17 protein-coding genes are annotated in these 14,705 nt (G+C 68.3%); 6 read left to right on the top strand and 11 right to left on the bottom strand.

Going from position 1 to position 14,705, the window contains the following annotated elements:
* Positions 1-6: 6 nt before the first annotated feature.
* The 7 genes from hemQ to hemE form a co-directional block, all read right to left on the bottom strand.
* Positions 7-684, bottom strand: coding sequence for a hydrogen peroxide-dependent heme synthase (gene hemQ / locus RU09_RS13280; protein WP_042541315.1), 678 nt, complete (start codon positions 682-684; stop codon positions 7-9).
* 67 nt (positions 685-751) lie between these two features.
* Positions 752-1,033, bottom strand: a complete 282-nt coding sequence (locus tag RU09_RS13275; RefSeq protein ID WP_042541313.1) for a hypothetical protein — start codon at positions 1,031-1,033, stop codon at positions 752-754.
* Complete coding sequence (locus RU09_RS13270) at positions 1,020-1,427, bottom strand: phage holin family protein (RefSeq protein WP_042541312.1); 408 nt, start codon at positions 1,425-1,427, stop codon at positions 1,020-1,022. The genes RU09_RS13275 and RU09_RS13270 overlap by 14 nt, the downstream gene beginning before the upstream one ends.
* 1 nt (position 1,428) lies before the next feature.
* Positions 1,429-1,851: a hypothetical protein gene (locus RU09_RS13265; RefSeq protein ID WP_042541310.1), complete on the bottom strand. Its 423-nt coding sequence runs from the start codon at positions 1,849-1,851 to the stop codon at positions 1,429-1,431.
* 203 nt (positions 1,852-2,054) lie between these two features.
* A complete protein-coding gene (gene hemG / locus RU09_RS13260; protein ID WP_052492976.1) occupies positions 2,055-3,593 on the bottom strand; it encodes a protoporphyrinogen oxidase in 1,539 nt (512 codons plus the stop codon).
* Positions 3,594-3,700: 107 nt separating this feature from the next.
* On the bottom strand, positions 3,701-4,039 hold the full coding sequence (locus tag RU09_RS13255) for a metalloregulator ArsR/SmtB family transcription factor (RefSeq protein WP_042541309.1): 339 nt from the start codon (positions 4,037-4,039) through the stop codon (positions 3,701-3,703).
* A 99-nt stretch (positions 4,040-4,138) separates the two neighbouring features.
* Positions 4,139-5,161: a uroporphyrinogen decarboxylase gene (gene hemE, locus RU09_RS13250; RefSeq protein WP_042541307.1), complete on the bottom strand. Its 1,023-nt coding sequence runs from the start codon at positions 5,159-5,161 to the stop codon at positions 4,139-4,141.
* Positions 5,162-5,222: 61 nt separating this feature from the next.
* Here hemE and RU09_RS13245 point away from each other — a divergent pair, with 61 nt between their 5' ends.
* From RU09_RS13245 to RU09_RS13230, 4 genes are all read left to right on the top strand, one after another.
* A complete protein-coding gene (locus RU09_RS13245) occupies positions 5,223-6,530 on the top strand; it encodes a glutamyl-tRNA reductase (protein ID WP_042541306.1) in 1,308 nt (435 codons plus the stop codon).
* A 144-nt stretch (positions 6,531-6,674) separates the two neighbouring features.
* Positions 6,675-6,932 (top strand): hypothetical protein, encoded by a 258-nt coding sequence (locus tag RU09_RS13240; protein ID WP_042541304.1) that lies wholly within the window; start codon positions 6,675-6,677, stop codon positions 6,930-6,932.
* A 36-nt stretch (positions 6,933-6,968) separates the two neighbouring features.
* Positions 6,969-7,541: an HhH-GPD-type base excision DNA repair protein gene (locus RU09_RS13235; protein ID WP_042541302.1), complete on the top strand. Its 573-nt coding sequence runs from the start codon at positions 6,969-6,971 to the stop codon at positions 7,539-7,541.
* A complete protein-coding gene (locus RU09_RS13230; protein WP_042541300.1) occupies positions 7,538-7,963 on the top strand; it encodes a DUF1801 domain-containing protein in 426 nt (141 codons plus the stop codon). Before RU09_RS13235 ends, RU09_RS13230 begins: the two co-directional genes overlap by 4 nt.
* Positions 7,964-8,020: 57 nt before the next feature.
* Here RU09_RS13230 and RU09_RS13225 read toward each other — a convergent pair whose 3' ends face one another.
* A complete protein-coding gene (locus RU09_RS13225) occupies positions 8,021-9,406 on the bottom strand; it encodes a glycine--tRNA ligase (RefSeq protein WP_042541298.1) in 1,386 nt (461 codons plus the stop codon).
* A gap of 103 nt (positions 9,407-9,509) precedes the next feature.
* Positions 9,510-10,199: a GNAT family N-acetyltransferase gene (locus tag RU09_RS13220; protein ID WP_042541296.1), complete on the bottom strand. Its 690-nt coding sequence runs from the start codon at positions 10,197-10,199 to the stop codon at positions 9,510-9,512.
* A 92-nt stretch (positions 10,200-10,291) separates the two neighbouring features.
* Between RU09_RS13220 and RU09_RS13215 the strand changes: the two genes are divergently transcribed.
* Together RU09_RS13215 and RU09_RS13210 are read left to right on the top strand one after the other, a co-directional pair.
* Positions 10,292-11,755 carry a peptide MFS transporter gene (locus tag RU09_RS13215; protein WP_042541294.1) on the top strand — a complete coding sequence of 488 codons (1,464 nt, stop codon included), beginning with the start codon at positions 10,292-10,294 and terminating at the stop codon, positions 11,753-11,755.
* Positions 11,756-11,812: 57 nt separating this feature from the next.
* Entirely contained in the window at positions 11,813-13,255 is a 1,443-nt protein-coding gene (locus RU09_RS13210; protein WP_042541292.1) for an MFS transporter, read from the top strand.
* 19 nt (positions 13,256-13,274) lie between these two features.
* Here RU09_RS13210 and RU09_RS13205 read toward each other — a convergent pair whose 3' ends face one another.
* Complete coding sequence (locus RU09_RS13205; RefSeq protein ID WP_042541290.1) at positions 13,275-13,670, bottom strand: hypothetical protein; 396 nt, start codon at positions 13,668-13,670, stop codon at positions 13,275-13,277.
* A gap of 41 nt (positions 13,671-13,711) precedes the next feature.
* Complete coding sequence (locus tag RU09_RS13200) at positions 13,712-14,635, bottom strand: serine hydrolase (RefSeq protein WP_042541288.1); 924 nt, start codon at positions 14,633-14,635, stop codon at positions 13,712-13,714.
* Between the last annotated feature and the right edge of the window lie 70 nt (positions 14,636-14,705).

Here is a 14,705-nt window from a genome sequence, read left to right as displayed (position 1 = left end):
GTCGACCTACTGCAGCACGTCCGCGATCTCGTCGAACCGGAGGCGACGGCCCGTGTAGAACGGGATCTCCTCCTTCACGTAGAGACGCGCGTCGGTGTAGCGCAGGTCACGCATGAGGTCGACCAGCTCGGTGACCTCGTCGGCTTCGAGCGGCAGGATCCACTCGTAGTCACCCAGAGCGAATGCGGCGACCGTGTTGGCGATGACTCCCTTGAAGGCAGCGCCCTTGCGACCGTGATCGGCGAGCATCTTGCGACGCTCCTCCTCCGGTGCGAGATACCACTCGGGCGTGCGGACGAACGGGTAGAGGCACAGCCAGTCCTTCGGCTCGACACCGCGGAGGAACCCGGGCACGTGCGCACGGTTGAACTCGGCATCCCGATGCACGCCCATGACGTTCCACACAGGAAGCAGAGTGCGCAGCAGCTCGGTGCGCCGCAGGCGCCGCAGGGCCTTCTGAAGATCTTCCGCAGTGTCCCCGTGCAGCCACACCAGCAGGTCGGCGTCGGCCTTCAGGCCCGAGACGTCGTAGAAGCCGCGGACCGTGACTCCGGAATCCTCGATGTAGGAGACGATCGTCTCGAGTTCCGTGGAGTCGGACTCGGTGACCGCGACATCGGGGTTTCGTCGCCAGACGGCCCAGAGGGTGAAGCCGGACGGGTTCTCTTCGCGTGCATCGGACATGGATCCAGTCTGCCCCCTTTGTGAATCACTCGCGAACGCGAGTCAGGATGGGAGGATGCGCCTCCGGTCAGCGAGAAAGCGCGCGGGCGATCGCCCAGACGGCTCCGCCCACGATCACGGCGACTCCCACCGCTCCGGCGATGGCGGCGGCTGGGTTGCGGTCGGCGAAGACCCGCGCCTTCGCCGCAGCGCGCTTCGATGCCTTGTCGATCCGCCGAGGGAAGTTGCCCTTGACCTCGATCGCCGCGAGCGCGGCCTTGAGCTCGGCGCGGGCGGACTGCACCGGATCGACGATCCCTGCGGGGACAGCCGTCTTGGGCAGCGGCCTCGTGATCTCAGAGTTCGTCATAGCCGGCTTCCTTCACGAGTCTGATGTCCTCGCCCACCGCCTGGGCGGGGTTCTTCCGAGCGAGCACCTTGCGGAACTTCAGGATGCCGAGCAGCGCGAACAGCAGCACGGCGAGGATCAGGATTCCGAACACTGCCAGCGCGGAGAGCCAGACCGGCCACCACGACGACAGCCCGGCGATCGCGAAGACCAGGATCACCGGCACGGCCCAGAACAGGAAGAAGAGCGCGACGAGGAACCAGACGGAGCCGATTCCGGCATCCTTCGCCGTCTTCGAGATCCAGGTCTTGGCCGCGTTGATCTCGGCCTTCACGAGGTTGCTGATGAGCTCGGGAAGATCGCCGATCAGGGACAGCAGGCTGTCCTCGGCACGATCGCGGTATCCGCGGGGCATGTCAGCTGCCAGACTTCGCGGCGGTGGAGCGCGAGGATGCCGGCTTCTTGGCCGCGGGCTTCTTCGCGTCGTCCTTCTTCGCGGCGTCCTTGACCTCTTCGACAGCGTCTTCGGTGGCGTCGACGATGTCGTCAGCGGCCTTGCGTCCGGCAGCGACAGCGGAGTCGAGTCGCTGACCTGCGGTCTTGTCGCCGCCGCTGGCCGACTTGACGACCTTCTGCACGCCGGTCCAGATCGCACCGGGCACTGCTGCGGCCTTGTCGCCGACGTAGCCCTTGACCTTGTCGACCTGATCCTGCACGGGGTCGAGGTTCCAGACCTTCAGCCACTGCGTCTTGATCTGCTCGTAGCGCTCGCGTCCTGCGCGCGTTCCGAGTACGTATCCCACGCCGATTCCTACGACGAGTCCGATCTTCCCCTTCATGGGGTCTCCTCACGTTGTTCCGGTGTGAACGCCTGGGGCGAACCGACGACACGGAGCCGCCTGCCAGGTGTCCAGCGTAGCCCCGTATGCCGATTTCGGCATCTGTCAGGCAGAGGGTTGACAGCAGGGCGACTTTCGGGTTGACCTCAGGGTGCGCGTCACGCTCTCGACCGCGCCCGGAACTCAGCCCCACGCCACGCGTGTCAGTCCCAGATCAGAGAGCGCCGCAGCCGATCGGCTTCCTCGCGCGCATCGGGGATCACCTGCGCGAGTCCGGTGCCGGCGAGCCACGCACCCACCGCCGCGAGGCCGGGAACGGCCTGGATGGCCGCGCGCGCCGCCTCCCGCCGCTCGCCCGAGCCGATGATCGACGCGGGCTGCGACTGGACGAAACGCGAACGGTGCGCACCGATGAGATCGCCAGGGGCGAGCGGAACGCCGAGAAGAGCGGATGCCTCACGGAGCGCGAGTTGAGCGGTCGCGTCATCGTCGAGGCCTGCGGTGGCGGCCGGTTCTCCCTGAGCGCCGAAGGAGACGCGCACCAGATGCCGATCACCGGCGGCGGCCCTGAGCCATTCCCACTTCGCCGTCGAGTGCGTGAGCGCCTTCGCTGTGTGGCTTCCTGGAACTGTGAGGACGCCCGTTCCCCGAGGAGCACCCTGCAGTGCGGAGGCCCGCAGCAGCAGCGTGACGATCTCGATCTCGGGCGCATCCGCCGCCGTGGTCTCGGCGAGTGCGGGTGCGATGTTCTCGAGCAGACGCCGCGCCACCGCCTCCGAGGTGCCCAGCACCACGCCGTCGGCGCTGAACTCGAGGGCCTCCGTGGCCGACTCCGCATCGGCATCCGAATCCGCGAGCGCTCGCCCTTCGGCACGCACCGTCCAGCTCGCAGCCGACTGCGCGATCTCAGACACCCGCACGCCCGTGCGGACGACGCCGCCGAGCTTCTCGATGTCGGCGACCAGTGCCTCGACCAACACCATCATGCCGCCGGCGATGCCTTCCACGGCCGCACCGGGCGCCTGCGCCGCAGCCGCCTGCGCCGCCCGCGCCGCGCTCTCGTCACGCAGAGCCTGCACAGCACCCGACAGAGAACCGACGCGCGTGAGGGCGGCGTTGAGCCCGGGCGCAGCGATGTCGACATCGACGTCTTCGGGTGATGCGGAGTACACGCCCGTCGTCACCGGAGCCACCAGCCGGTCTCGCACCTTGACGCCCATGCGCGAGGACACCAGCTTGCCGAGGCTCTGGCTGTGGCCGATCGTGAGGGGCGGGCGCACGCGGTCGAGGTAGGCACGCCACACTCCCGACCAGCCGATGATGCGGCGCACGTCCTCTTGGAACGGGTTGCTCGGGATGCCGAGGATGCCGCCGACCGGCAGCGGCGCGGCCCCGACGCCGGGGATGCCCGCGAGCCAGGCGCTGCCCGCCGCGGGGGCGACGATGCGATCGGTGAGGCCGAGTTCGTTGAGGAGCGCTCGCACCCGTCCGCCCCGCGTCGCGTAGCTCTCCGCCCCGGCATCCACGACGACGCCGTCGATCTCGGCCTGACGGATCGCGCCGCCGACGGCATCCGCCGCCTCGAGCACGGTGACGTGCATGCCGACCTTGACGCATTCGCGAGCCGCGATCAGCCCCCCGATGCCACCGCCGATGACGACGATGTGGCGCGTGGCCGCGCGGGCTGCCAGCGTGGCGGGCTCGGCTCGGGACGACTCACGGTTCGCGGGATTCGACGGCATACGTCAATCCTTTCACCCGCGACCTGGATGCCTCGCCGGTTGCGACCGGAGAAACGGGCACGGTGCGGAGATCCATCCGGGGGCCGCTCAGTCGAGGATGCGCCGGCTCAGGCCTCGACGGCCGCAGCGGCGGCGCGCCCGGAGCCACGCTTGCGCACCTCGCGGAGCACGATCTGCTCGGGGCACACGGTCGAGAGGAAGTCGCCGACGGAGAGCGCGAGACGCTCGCCGACGAGGGAGTACAGGATGCGGTTGGCATCGCGACGCTCACTGACGAGGCCCGCCTGGCGCAGCACGCTCAGGTGCCGCGAGATCGTGGGGCCGCTCGCCGAGAACCGCGAGGCGATCTCACCCGCCGCGAGCTCGCCGTCCTTGAGGTCCTGCAGGATCTGACGACGCGTCGGATGGGCCAATGCCGCGAAGATGTCTGACGCACTGTCTGTCATGTTTGCAATATAGCACTCATGCTAGATAGCGTTCCGCGTCCGAGACGATGACGCCGGAGCGACCCGCCCCTGGCTGTCAGATCGGGTGGACCGGTTCTCTCAGATCGAGTGCACCAGTTCGACGATCCGGGTGAGCTGATCGGGGTCGGTCTCGGGGGGAACGCCGTGTCCGAGGTTGACGATGTGGCCCCTGGCCGCGCGCCCGCGTTCGACCACGTCGCGCACGTGCGCCTCGAGCACCGGCCACGGCGCCGAGAGCAGCGCCGGGTCGATGTTGCCCTGCACCGAGACGTCGGGTCCGAGGATCGCCGCGGCCTCATCGAGCGGCAGGCGCCAGTCGACGCCGACGCCGTCCGCGATTCCGTCCAGGCGCATGTCGTCGAGGAAGGGTCCGGTGCCCACGCCGAAGTGGATGCTCGGCACGCCGATGCCATCGAGCGCGACCTTCGAGTGCGGAGCCACGAATGCGCGGTAGTCGGCGGTGCTCAGGGATCCGGCCCACGAGTCGAACAGCTGCACCACGGATGCTCCCGCGTCGCGCTGGATCTCGAGGAACCGGCGCGAGACCTGCGCCAGCCAGCCCGCGAGACGATTCCACGAGTCGGGGTCGGCGTGCATCATGGCGCGGGCCCGCAGGTGCTCCTTCGACGGGCCGCCCTCGACGAGGTAGGCGGCCAGCGTGAACGGAGCGCCGGCGAAGCCGATCAGCGGGGTCTCCCCGAGTTCTGCGGTGACGATGCCCACGGCCTCGGCGATCGCGGAGCCGTCGAGCGAGAGGGGATCGATGGAGGTGATGCGATCGACGTCACCCGCGGTGCGCACGGGATTCGCGAACACCGGACCGCGTCCGGCCTCGATCTCGACCTCCACGCCCGCCAGTCGCAGGGGGATGACGATGTCGCTGAAGAACACCGCAGCATCGACGCCGTGACGCCGCACCGGCTGCAGAGTGATCTCGGCGGCGAGGTCGGGCGTGAGGCAGGCGTCGAGCATCCGCGTTCCGACCCGCAGCTCGCGGTACTCGGGCAGCGATCGGCCGGCCTGGCGCATGAACCACACGGGGGCGTGCTCAGGTCGGGGGCCGGTGAGGGCGCGCAGCAGCGGAGCGTCGGAGAGAGGCATGCGTCCATCCTCCCATCCGCCCCTGGGCCGACCTGCATGAAGCCTCAGGTAGAATCGAAAGGTGCTGCTGGTTGTCACGGCGAGTCACAAGACCGCCCCCTTCGAATTGCTCGAACGCCTGAGCCGCACCCCCGACGACGTCGCCTCCACGGTTGTGGACATGGCGTCCTGCGTGCAGGGTGCGGTCGTTCTTGCTACCTGCAACCGCTTCGAGGCCTACGTCGAGATGGACGAGCCCGTCACCGCCGCAGGTGCGATCGGCGTCGAGGCAGTGCTCGAGGCCGTCGAGGCGTCCACGGGCATCCGCGCCACCGAACTCGACGGCGCCTACGAGGTGCACTCCGGCCGCCGTGTCGCAGAGCACCTCTTCTCGGTCGCATCCGGCCTCGAGTCCGTCGTGTCGGGCGAAGGCGAGATCGCCGGCCAGGTGCGTCGTGCGCTCAAGTCCGCACGCAAGGAGGGCACGACCTCCCCCGAGCTCGAGCGCCTCTTCCAGCGGGCCAGCCAGGCGCAGCGCAAGGTCAAGAACGTCACTGCGCTCGGCCGCGCCGGTCGTTCACTCGTGCGACTCGCTCTCGAGCTCGCCGACAGCCGCATCGTCGACTGGTCGGCCGAGCGCGTGCTGCTCGTCGGCACCGGCGCCTATGCAGCCGTCACCCTCGCGACGCTGCGCGAACGAGGAGCCGTGAACATCTCGGTGTACTCGCCCTCGGGCCGCGCTGAGAAGTTCGCCGCGAAGCACGGCATCCGCCCGGTCTCCGCTGAGGACTACGCGCGCGTCGCCTCGCGATCGAGCCTGCTGATCACCTGCACGACGGCCGCCGCTCCCGTGCTCACCCCCGAGCACCTGCAGGCGCCGACCGGCATCGCCCCTGAGGGCTGCCCCGTCGCATCCCACAACCAGATGGTCGTAGACCTCGGCATGCCGCGCAACGTCGACCCCGCTGTCGCTGCCCTCGAGGGCGTGGCTCTGCTCGACCTCGAGACCATCAGCCTGCACGCACCGCTCGAGGAGCTGCAGGCGACGGATGCCGCGCGCACCGTCGTGCGCGAAGCCGCCGACACCTTCCACGTCGTCGGCAGCCGCCAGAGCGTCACCCCCTCGGTCGTCGCACTGCGGTCGCACATGTTCGCACTGCTCGAGTCCGAGATCGCCCGAGCCCGCGCCAGGGGCGACGACGACGGCAAGGTCGAGCAGGCCCTGCGCCACCTCACCGGCGTGCTGCTGCACGTGCCGACCACGCGCGCGCACGAACTCGCCGCCACCGGCCGGGCAGACGACTTCGCCGCCGCGCTCTCGACGATGTACGGCATCGAGCCGATCGAGCCCGCGCAGGCGTCTGACGCAGACGACGCAGCGACCGCCTGAGGGCCTCACCCTCACTGCACGATCATCCTCGGCGGAGACCTCTCCCCCGGCTCCGAGGATCTCGGCTCGGACGCCTGCACGCATCGTCCGTGCTTCATATCGTCGAACCATGACAAATCCCTTCCCCGAACGCAGACTGGGAGGATGCTCGTGGATCCGGATGTGATCGGCATCATCATCGCCCTCTTCGCGTTCAGCGCGACCGTGCTCGGCGGGGTCTCCAGAATGCTCGCGAAGCACTCCCGGGGACTGGACACCCGCTTCGACAGCATCGATGAGAGGTTCACGCGACTCGAGACGCAGATCACCGAACTCAGGGTCGAGCTCAAAGGCGACATCGCCGACGTGAGAGTGTCCATCGCACGCCTCGAGGGTCCGCTCCCGAAGCTGCAGCGCATCTGACCCCGCTGCCGCCATCGGGGATGCCAGACTGGACGCATGGCCCTTCACATCACCGGAGACACCGCCGCCGACGCTCTGCTCACGAACAACCCGCTCGCGCTGCTGGTCGGGATGCTGCTCGACCAGCAGGTCCCGATGGAGACGGCGTTCGCAGGACCCCTCAAGATCGAGCAGCGCACCGGCGCGACCGATGCGGCCACCATCGCGGCGATGGACCCCGACGAGTTCCTCGAGGCGTTCAAGACGACCCCAGCCGTGCATCGGTTCCCCGGTTCGATGGCGACTCGCGTGCAGACGCTCTGTCAGGAGATCGTCGATCAGTGGGGCGGAGACGCCTCGGCACTCTGGACCGAAGGCGACCCGTCGGGCGCCGAGGTGCTCAAGCGACTCAAGGCTCTCCCCGGCTTCGGCGAGCAGAAGGCGAAGATCTTCCTTGCTCTGCTCGGCAAGCAGTACGGGTTCACCGGCGCCGGGTGGCGCGAGGCCGCGGGCGACTACGGTACCGAGGGTTCCTACCGCAGCGTCGCCGACATCGTCTCGCCCGAATCGCTCACCAAGGTGCGCGAACACAAGAAGGCCATGAAGGCCGCGGCGAAGGCGAAGGCATGAAGCCCACCGGCGACGACGTCGCCGGGCTCATCGCCCGATCCACTCCGGCGGTCCGACGCCGGGATGCCGAGACGCTGACCGCCCTGATGCAGGAGATCACAGGCCGCGACCCTCAGACCTGGGGCACGATCATCGGATTCGGCAGCTGCCACTATAGGTATCCGACCGGCACCGAGGGCGACAGCGGACTCCTCGGCTTCGCCCCCCGCAAGGCGGCTACGACGATCTATCTGTTCGACGGCGTCGACGCACACTCCGAGGCACTCGAGAAGCTCGGCCCGCACAGCACGGGCGTCGGATGCCTCTACATCAAGGATCTCGAGAAGATCGACCTCGACGTGCTCCGCGGCATCCTCGAGCGATCGCTGGCCTGGGTCGAGGCGGGCGGCACCGATCAGGTGCAGCTGACCGTCACCGGGTGACGCGAGAGGCCCGCCGTCCTGTCGGACAGCGAGCCTCTCGTTCTGATCATCCGAGCGTCACGCGCCCTTGAGTCGCTCAGCCAGGTACTGGTGCAGCTCGTCGATCGAGACGCGCTCCTGCGCCATGGTGTCGCGGTCGCGCACGGTCACGGCACGGTCGTCGAGCGAGTCGAAGTCGATCGTGACGCAGAACGGCGTGCCGATCTCGTCCTGTCGGCGATACCGGCGACCGATCGCACCCGCGTCATCGAAGTCGACGGCCCACGAGCTGCGCAGCGTGTCGGCGACCTCGCGAGCGAGCGGCGACAGCCGCTCGTTGCGGCTCAGCGGCAGCACGGCCGCCTTGACCGGGGCCAGCCGCGGGTCGAGCTTGAGCACTGTGCGCACGTCGGTGCCGCCCTTGGCGTTCGGCACCTCCTCTTCGCGGTACGCGTCGACGAGGAAGGCCATCATGGCGCGGGTGAGGCCGAACGACGGTTCGATCACGTACGGCGTGTAACGGTCGCCCGTGGCCTGGTCGAAGTAGGTGAGGCTCTGACCAGACGCCTCGCTGTGGCTCGACAGGTCGTAGTCGGTGCGGTTGGCGACGCCCATGAGCTCGCCCCACTCCTTGCCTGTGAAGCCGAAGCGGTACTCGACGTCGATGGTGCCGGCGGAGTAATGCGCGCGGTCGTCCTCGGGCACGTCGAACTGACGCATGTTCTCGGGGTCGATCCCGAGATCGATGAACCAGTTCCAGCACGCCTCGACCCAGTGCTCGAACCACTGCTGCGCGTCAGCGGGGGGCGTGAAGAACTCGATCTCCATCTGCTCGAACTCACGCGTGCGGAAGATGAAGTTGCCGGGGGTGATCTCGTTGCGGAACGCCTTGCCGACCTGGCCGATGCCGAACGGCGGCTTCTTGCGGCTGGCCGTCAGAACGTTCGAGAAGTTGACGAAGATGCCCTGTGCCGTCTCCGGGCGGAGGAAGTAGAGGCCCGACTCATCGTCGACCACACCGAGGTACGTCTTCACGAGACCCGAGAACGACTTCGGCTCGGTGTACTGGCCCTTGGTGCCGCAGTTGGGGCACGGCACGTCGGCGAGGCCGTTCTCCGCCTTGCGACCCTTGCGCGCCTCGAAGTCCTCGATCAGAGTGTCGGCGCGGAAGCGCTTGTGGCAGCTCAGGCACTCGACCAGCGGGTCGGTGAAGGTCGCGACGTGACCAGAGGCCTCCCACACGCGCTTGGGCAGGATGATGCTCGAGTCGAGTCCGACCATGTCGCCACGGCCGCGCACGAACGTCTGCCACCACTGGCGGCGGATGTTCTCTTTGAGCTCCGTGCCGAGGGGCCCGTAGTCCCACGCGGACCGGGAACCGCCGTAGATCTCACCCGCCTGGAAGACGAACCCGCGGTGGCGGGCAAGGGCGATGACCTTGTCAAGACGGGACTGTTCGGCCACGGTGGCTCCAATGGTCGCATGCGGGAAAGCCCGTGATCACGGGCACATCAATCTTATCCGCGACCGGTTCGCCTCAGGACCCTGGCCAGGTCTGTCCGAGCCCTCAGGCCGTGAAGAGGTAGCCCTTCTCGACATCGAACCCCGAGAGCGTCAGGCCGCTGCTCAGCAGACCCTCCATCTGCGCACGCAGACGGGTGCGCCATTCGTGCGCAGCATCCGGATCCTCGACGCGGATGCTCTCGATGTCGCTCGGGATCTCCAGCGTCTCCACAACCTCGTCGGATGCCGGCGACTTGGCGATGTCGGCGAGCGCCCATTCGACGTCGAGCCGGTCGCTCTCGTCTCCGGCATCGCCTCCGCCGAAGATGCCGTAGCGGTTCACCGAGTACCCGGTCACGCGGGCACCGAGCACTGTGAGGAAGAAGTGCGCGTTGCGGGCGACCAGCGGATCGAACGTCCAGGTGATGCGACCGACGTCCCGCGAGAACGCCCATTGGCGCTGGTGCTCTTTGAGCTCTCGTCCCCAGCCGCGTCCGCGGTACTCGGGCAGCAACGCCGTGATGTGCGAGTGCATCGCCCGGCGTCCGGGGGCGCCGAAGAAGGCGATCGAGGCCCCCACCATCCGCTCTTCCCCGTCCTCGGCATCGAAGAGTCCGACGACGTAGTTGCCCGACTGCTGAAGAGCTCGCAGAGTGCCGGCGTCGATCACGCGCTCGGGGCCGCGGATGGAGTCGAGCAGGCCCTGCGCGGCGATGATGAGTTCAACGGTGTCCAGATCACGGATGGTTCGCACGCCCCCAGTCTGCCCCTCCGGTCGCAGATATCGGAATCGAACACGTGCGAGTGGGCTGGGAACCACGTCGCGACCGGGCGTACCGTGGAGGAATGGCAACCAGCGACACGACGGCCGAGAAGTCCGACACCCGATTCTTCGGGCAGCCCTGGGCACTCGTCCACATCTTCGGCGTCGAGATGTGGGAGCGGTTCAGCTTCTACGGCATGCAGGGCATCCTGCTCATCTACCTGTACTTCTCGGTCACCGAGGGGGGTCTCGGACTCTCCCAGGCCGTCGCCGGCGGGATCGTCGGCGCCTACGGCGGGTCGGTCTACCTCTCGACGATCCTCGGCGCCTGGATCGCCGACCGGATGCTGGGCTCGGAACGCGTGCTGTTCCTCAGCGCGATCGTGATCGTCGCAGGGCACGTCGCCCTCGCCCTTCTCCCCGGATTCATCGGCGTAGGGGTCGGCCTCGTGCTCGTCGCGCTCGGCTCGGGCGGCCTGAAGGCGAACGCGACCTCCGTCGTCGGCACCCTCTACAGCGCAGACGACACCCGTCGGGATGCCGGATTCTCGCTGTTCTACCTCGGCATCAACCTCGGCGCCTTCATGGGTCCGATCCTCACCGGCATCCTGCAGTCGACCCTCGGATTCCACTACGGCTTCGGGCTCGCCGCGATCGGCATGACGCTCGGACTCGTGCAGTACTCCTTCGGCCGCAAGGCGCTGCCGGATGAGGCACGACGCGTGCCCAATCCGCTGCCCTCCTCGCGCTATCCGCTCGTCGCGATCATCGCGGTCGCCGCCGTCGCCCTCATCGCGGTGCTGGTGCTCGTCGGCGTGGTCAGGGCCGACAACCTGGCGTCCATCGTGATCATCGGAACGATCGTCGCGACGGTGGCCTACTTCGCGGTCATCCTCAGCAGCCGCCGGATCGACGGCACCGAGCGCTCGCGCGTGTGGGGATTCCTGCCCCTCTTCATCACGAGCGTCGCGTTCTGGTCGCTGTACCAGCAGCAGTTCACCGTGCTCACGGTCTACTCCGACGAGCGCCTCGACCGCAACATCTTCGGATTCGAGATGCCCGTCTCGTGGGTGCAGTCGATCAATCCCGTGTTCATCATCATCCTGTCCGGCGTCTTCGCGGCGATCTGGACCCGCCTCGGCCGCCGTCAGCCCTCGACGCCGGTCAAGTTCGCACTCGGCGCGATCATCATGGGGGCGGCGTTCCTGCTGTTCCTGCCGTTCGCGGGCGGTGGCGCCAACTCCACCCCGTTGATCGCCATCATCGGCATCCTGTTCGTGTTCACGGTCGCCGAGCTGCTGATCTCGCCGGTCGGGCTGTCTGTCACCACGAAGCTCGCCCCGAAGGTCTTCCACACCCAGATGGTCGCGCTGTTCTTCCTGTCGATCGCGCTGGGCACGGCGATCTCGGGCTGGCTCGTGCAGTTCTACGACCCGAAGAACGAGGTGCCCTACTTCTCGATCCTCGGCGCCATCGCGATCGTGGTCGGCCTCGGACTGCTCGTCGCCGTCAAGCCGGTGCTGCGACTGATGAAGGGCGTGAGCTGACGATCGCAGCACGCGGGCACGCGCCTCGAGTGTCTCAGACGCCGATAGCCTGAAGCGATGGGAGAGAACGATGATCGCGCGCGCAGAAGACTCTCCCGGACATCACCGAAATGGGCGATCGTCGCGGTGCTGGCGTTCGCCGGTCTCTGCTCGTCGTTCATGTTCACACTGGTCGTGCCGCTGCAGGCCGAGCTTCCTCACCTGCTGAACGCATCCCGCGAGGACACCACCTGGGTCGTCACGATCACGCTGCTCGTCGCCGCGGTCGCCACCCCCATCTCGGGCCGACTGGGCGACATGTACGGCAAGCGCCGCGTCGTGATCGTGCTGCTCGGACTGCTAATCCTCGGGTCGCTGATCGCCGCGCTGTCTGGCTCGATCGTCGGCGTGATCATCGGCCGGGCGCTGCAGGGGGCGGTGACCGGTGTGGTCCCGCTGGGCATCGCCATCATGCGCGACGTGCTGCCGCCCGAACGCCTGGGCACCGCCGTCGCCCTGATGAGCGCGACGATGGGCGTGGGCGGTGCGATCGGGATGCCGGTGGCCGCCCTGCTCGCGGTGAACGCCGACTGGCACTGGCTGTTCTGGCTCGCGGCCGCTCTCGGCGTCATCGGCCTCGCCCTCGTGCTGCTCGTGATCCCCGAGGATGTGCTGCGGTTCCCCGGGCGCCTCGACGTGATCGGCGCGATCGGACTCGCGATCGGCCTCACCGGCATCCTGCTGTTCGTCTCGCGCGGCGCGGAGTGGGGCTGGACGGCACCGCTGACCCTCACATGCATCATCGGAGGCGTGGGGGTGCTGCTGGTGTGGGGGTGGTATCAGCTGCGCACGAAGGATCCGCTGCTCGATCTGCGCGTCGCTGCCCGCCCCGCCGTGCTGTTCACCAACATCGCCGCGATCGGCATGGGCTTCGCCCTGTTCGCGTCGAACGTGACTTTCCCGCAGCTGCTCGAGGGCCCGACCGCCTCCGGTGCGGGCTTCGGACTCGACATGGTCTCTGCCGCACTCGTGATCATGCCGGCGGGTCTCGTGATGATGGTGATCTCGCCGTTGTCTGGCTGGCTCGAGCGCACCGTCGGGCCTCGCCCGCTGTTCAGCGTCGGCGCTGCGGCGATCGTGCTCGCCTACGTGTTCGTGCTGCTGTGGTCGAGCGAGGTCTGGCACATCCTCGTCGGCAACCTGCTGATCGGCGTCGGCATCGGATTCACGTTCGCCGCCATGCCGATGATCATCATGCGATCGGTGCCCGCGAACGAGACGGGCGCCTCGAACGGACTGAACGCGCTCTTCCGCTCGATCGGCACGTCGAGTGCGTCCGCCGTGATGGGCGGGGTGCTCGCCGCCATGAGCATCGACGTCGGCGGAGTCTCGGTGCCCACGCGGGCGGCGTTCGATCTGTGCTTCTGGCTGGCGATCGGGGCCGGGATCGTCGCTCTGGTCCTGTCGCTGTTCATCCCCCGGCAGCGTGCAGCAGAGCAGCATCCGTCGCTGCCCGGCTAGCCGTCAGCCCGGATCGCGATCAGAGCACGCGCGGATCGGGATCGCCCGTCGTCGGCGCTCGCAACCGCGCGGGGATCGGCCACTCGAGCACGTACTGCTGCACGGGCGGACGCGCCATGTCGCCGAAGTCGTCGATCTTCACGACGATGCGTCCGGGAACGCCTTCGTCGTCGGGAGTGACCTCGAGGATGCGCACGCGAAGGGGCCTGTCGGCTTCACCCTCGAGCATCCACGGATCGGCGAGCCAGCCGATCCCCCGCTCCTCGAGCGCGGTCTCGGCGTCGAGCCACTCGGTGGGAGCGGAGACCGGGCGACCCAGCACGTCGACGGCCACCCAGTCGTCGCCGTCGGGGTGGATCCATCCGAGCAGCTCGCCGTCGTCACGGCGGTGCGGAGTCCAATCGGGGCGGGGCATGCCTCCAGGCTAGCGACGCCGGGGCGAGGGCGCCCGTGAGCTCAGTGCGTGTACTCCATGAGCTCGACCCCGAGCACGCGGAAGGCATCGTGTGCACGAAGCCGGTGCGTGATCGACAGGTCGTCGAAGCAGACGATCAGGGAATAGGCGACGCCGGCGCGCGGCCCGGCGAGGACTCCCGCCTCTGCCCTCACGCCGCGATCGCGCCCGGTCTTGTTGATGAACAGCAGACCGTGGGCGTCGTGGTCGTGAGCGAAGGGATCGAGGCCCGTCGACGAGGCCACCAGGCTCAGGTCCTGGTTCAGACTGAGCCACTCGGACACCTGAGCGCTCACCGAGGCGCCCACCACCTGCGAGTTCACGAGTGCCGAGAAGAGTCCGGCGAATTCGCGCGCGGAACCCACGGCGACCTGGGGCGCGTCGTCGGGACCGCGCTCGTCGCGGAATCGATCGAGAAGGGCTGTGCGGCGGAGTCCGAGGGCCTCGATACGCTCACGCACGCGATCGTGACCGACCCGCTGCAGCAGGGCGTTGACCGCGATCGGGTCACCGGCTGTCGCCGCGAGCACGGCGAGATCTTCGAGCGGCAGCGCGGGCGCATGCAGGTGTCGCCAGAGACCCGAGGTCGACACCGACTCGACGGCGGTGCGCTCGACGATCTCGAGCGGGTCGAGGGTGCCTGCATCGAACGCTGCCGCCACCTCGATCAGCAGCGGTACGACCCCGAGCCCCGCGACAGGCATGGTCACATGGTCATCACCGGAGAGGACATGCGTGTGGTTGTCGAGATCGACGACATGAACCGACACCTGCGCGCCCGCGTCCGCGAGCTGTTCGAGCGCCCGGAGGGTCGAAGTGAACGACCGCCGCCCCGAGGCCGCACGACGCGGCAAGCGTCGGCTGGGCCGCTGAGAGCGGCGCAGCGAGGCCAGTGGCGGGCCGTCGGCAGGCTCGGAAGCACCCACGCGTGATCCTTAATAGGGGGGTTGGATTGGCGGGATGCTGCGGTGTCCATCCTCCGCAGCACCGATATCG

The sequence above is a fragment of the Microbacterium sp. MEJ108Y genome (genome assembly GCF_000834175.1).
GTDB classification, from domain to species: domain Bacteria; phylum Actinomycetota; class Actinomycetes; order Actinomycetales; family Microbacteriaceae; genus Microbacterium; species Microbacterium forte.
Note: the sequence above shows the minus strand (reverse complement) of the source record. Positions and strands in the feature narration are given on the sequence as shown.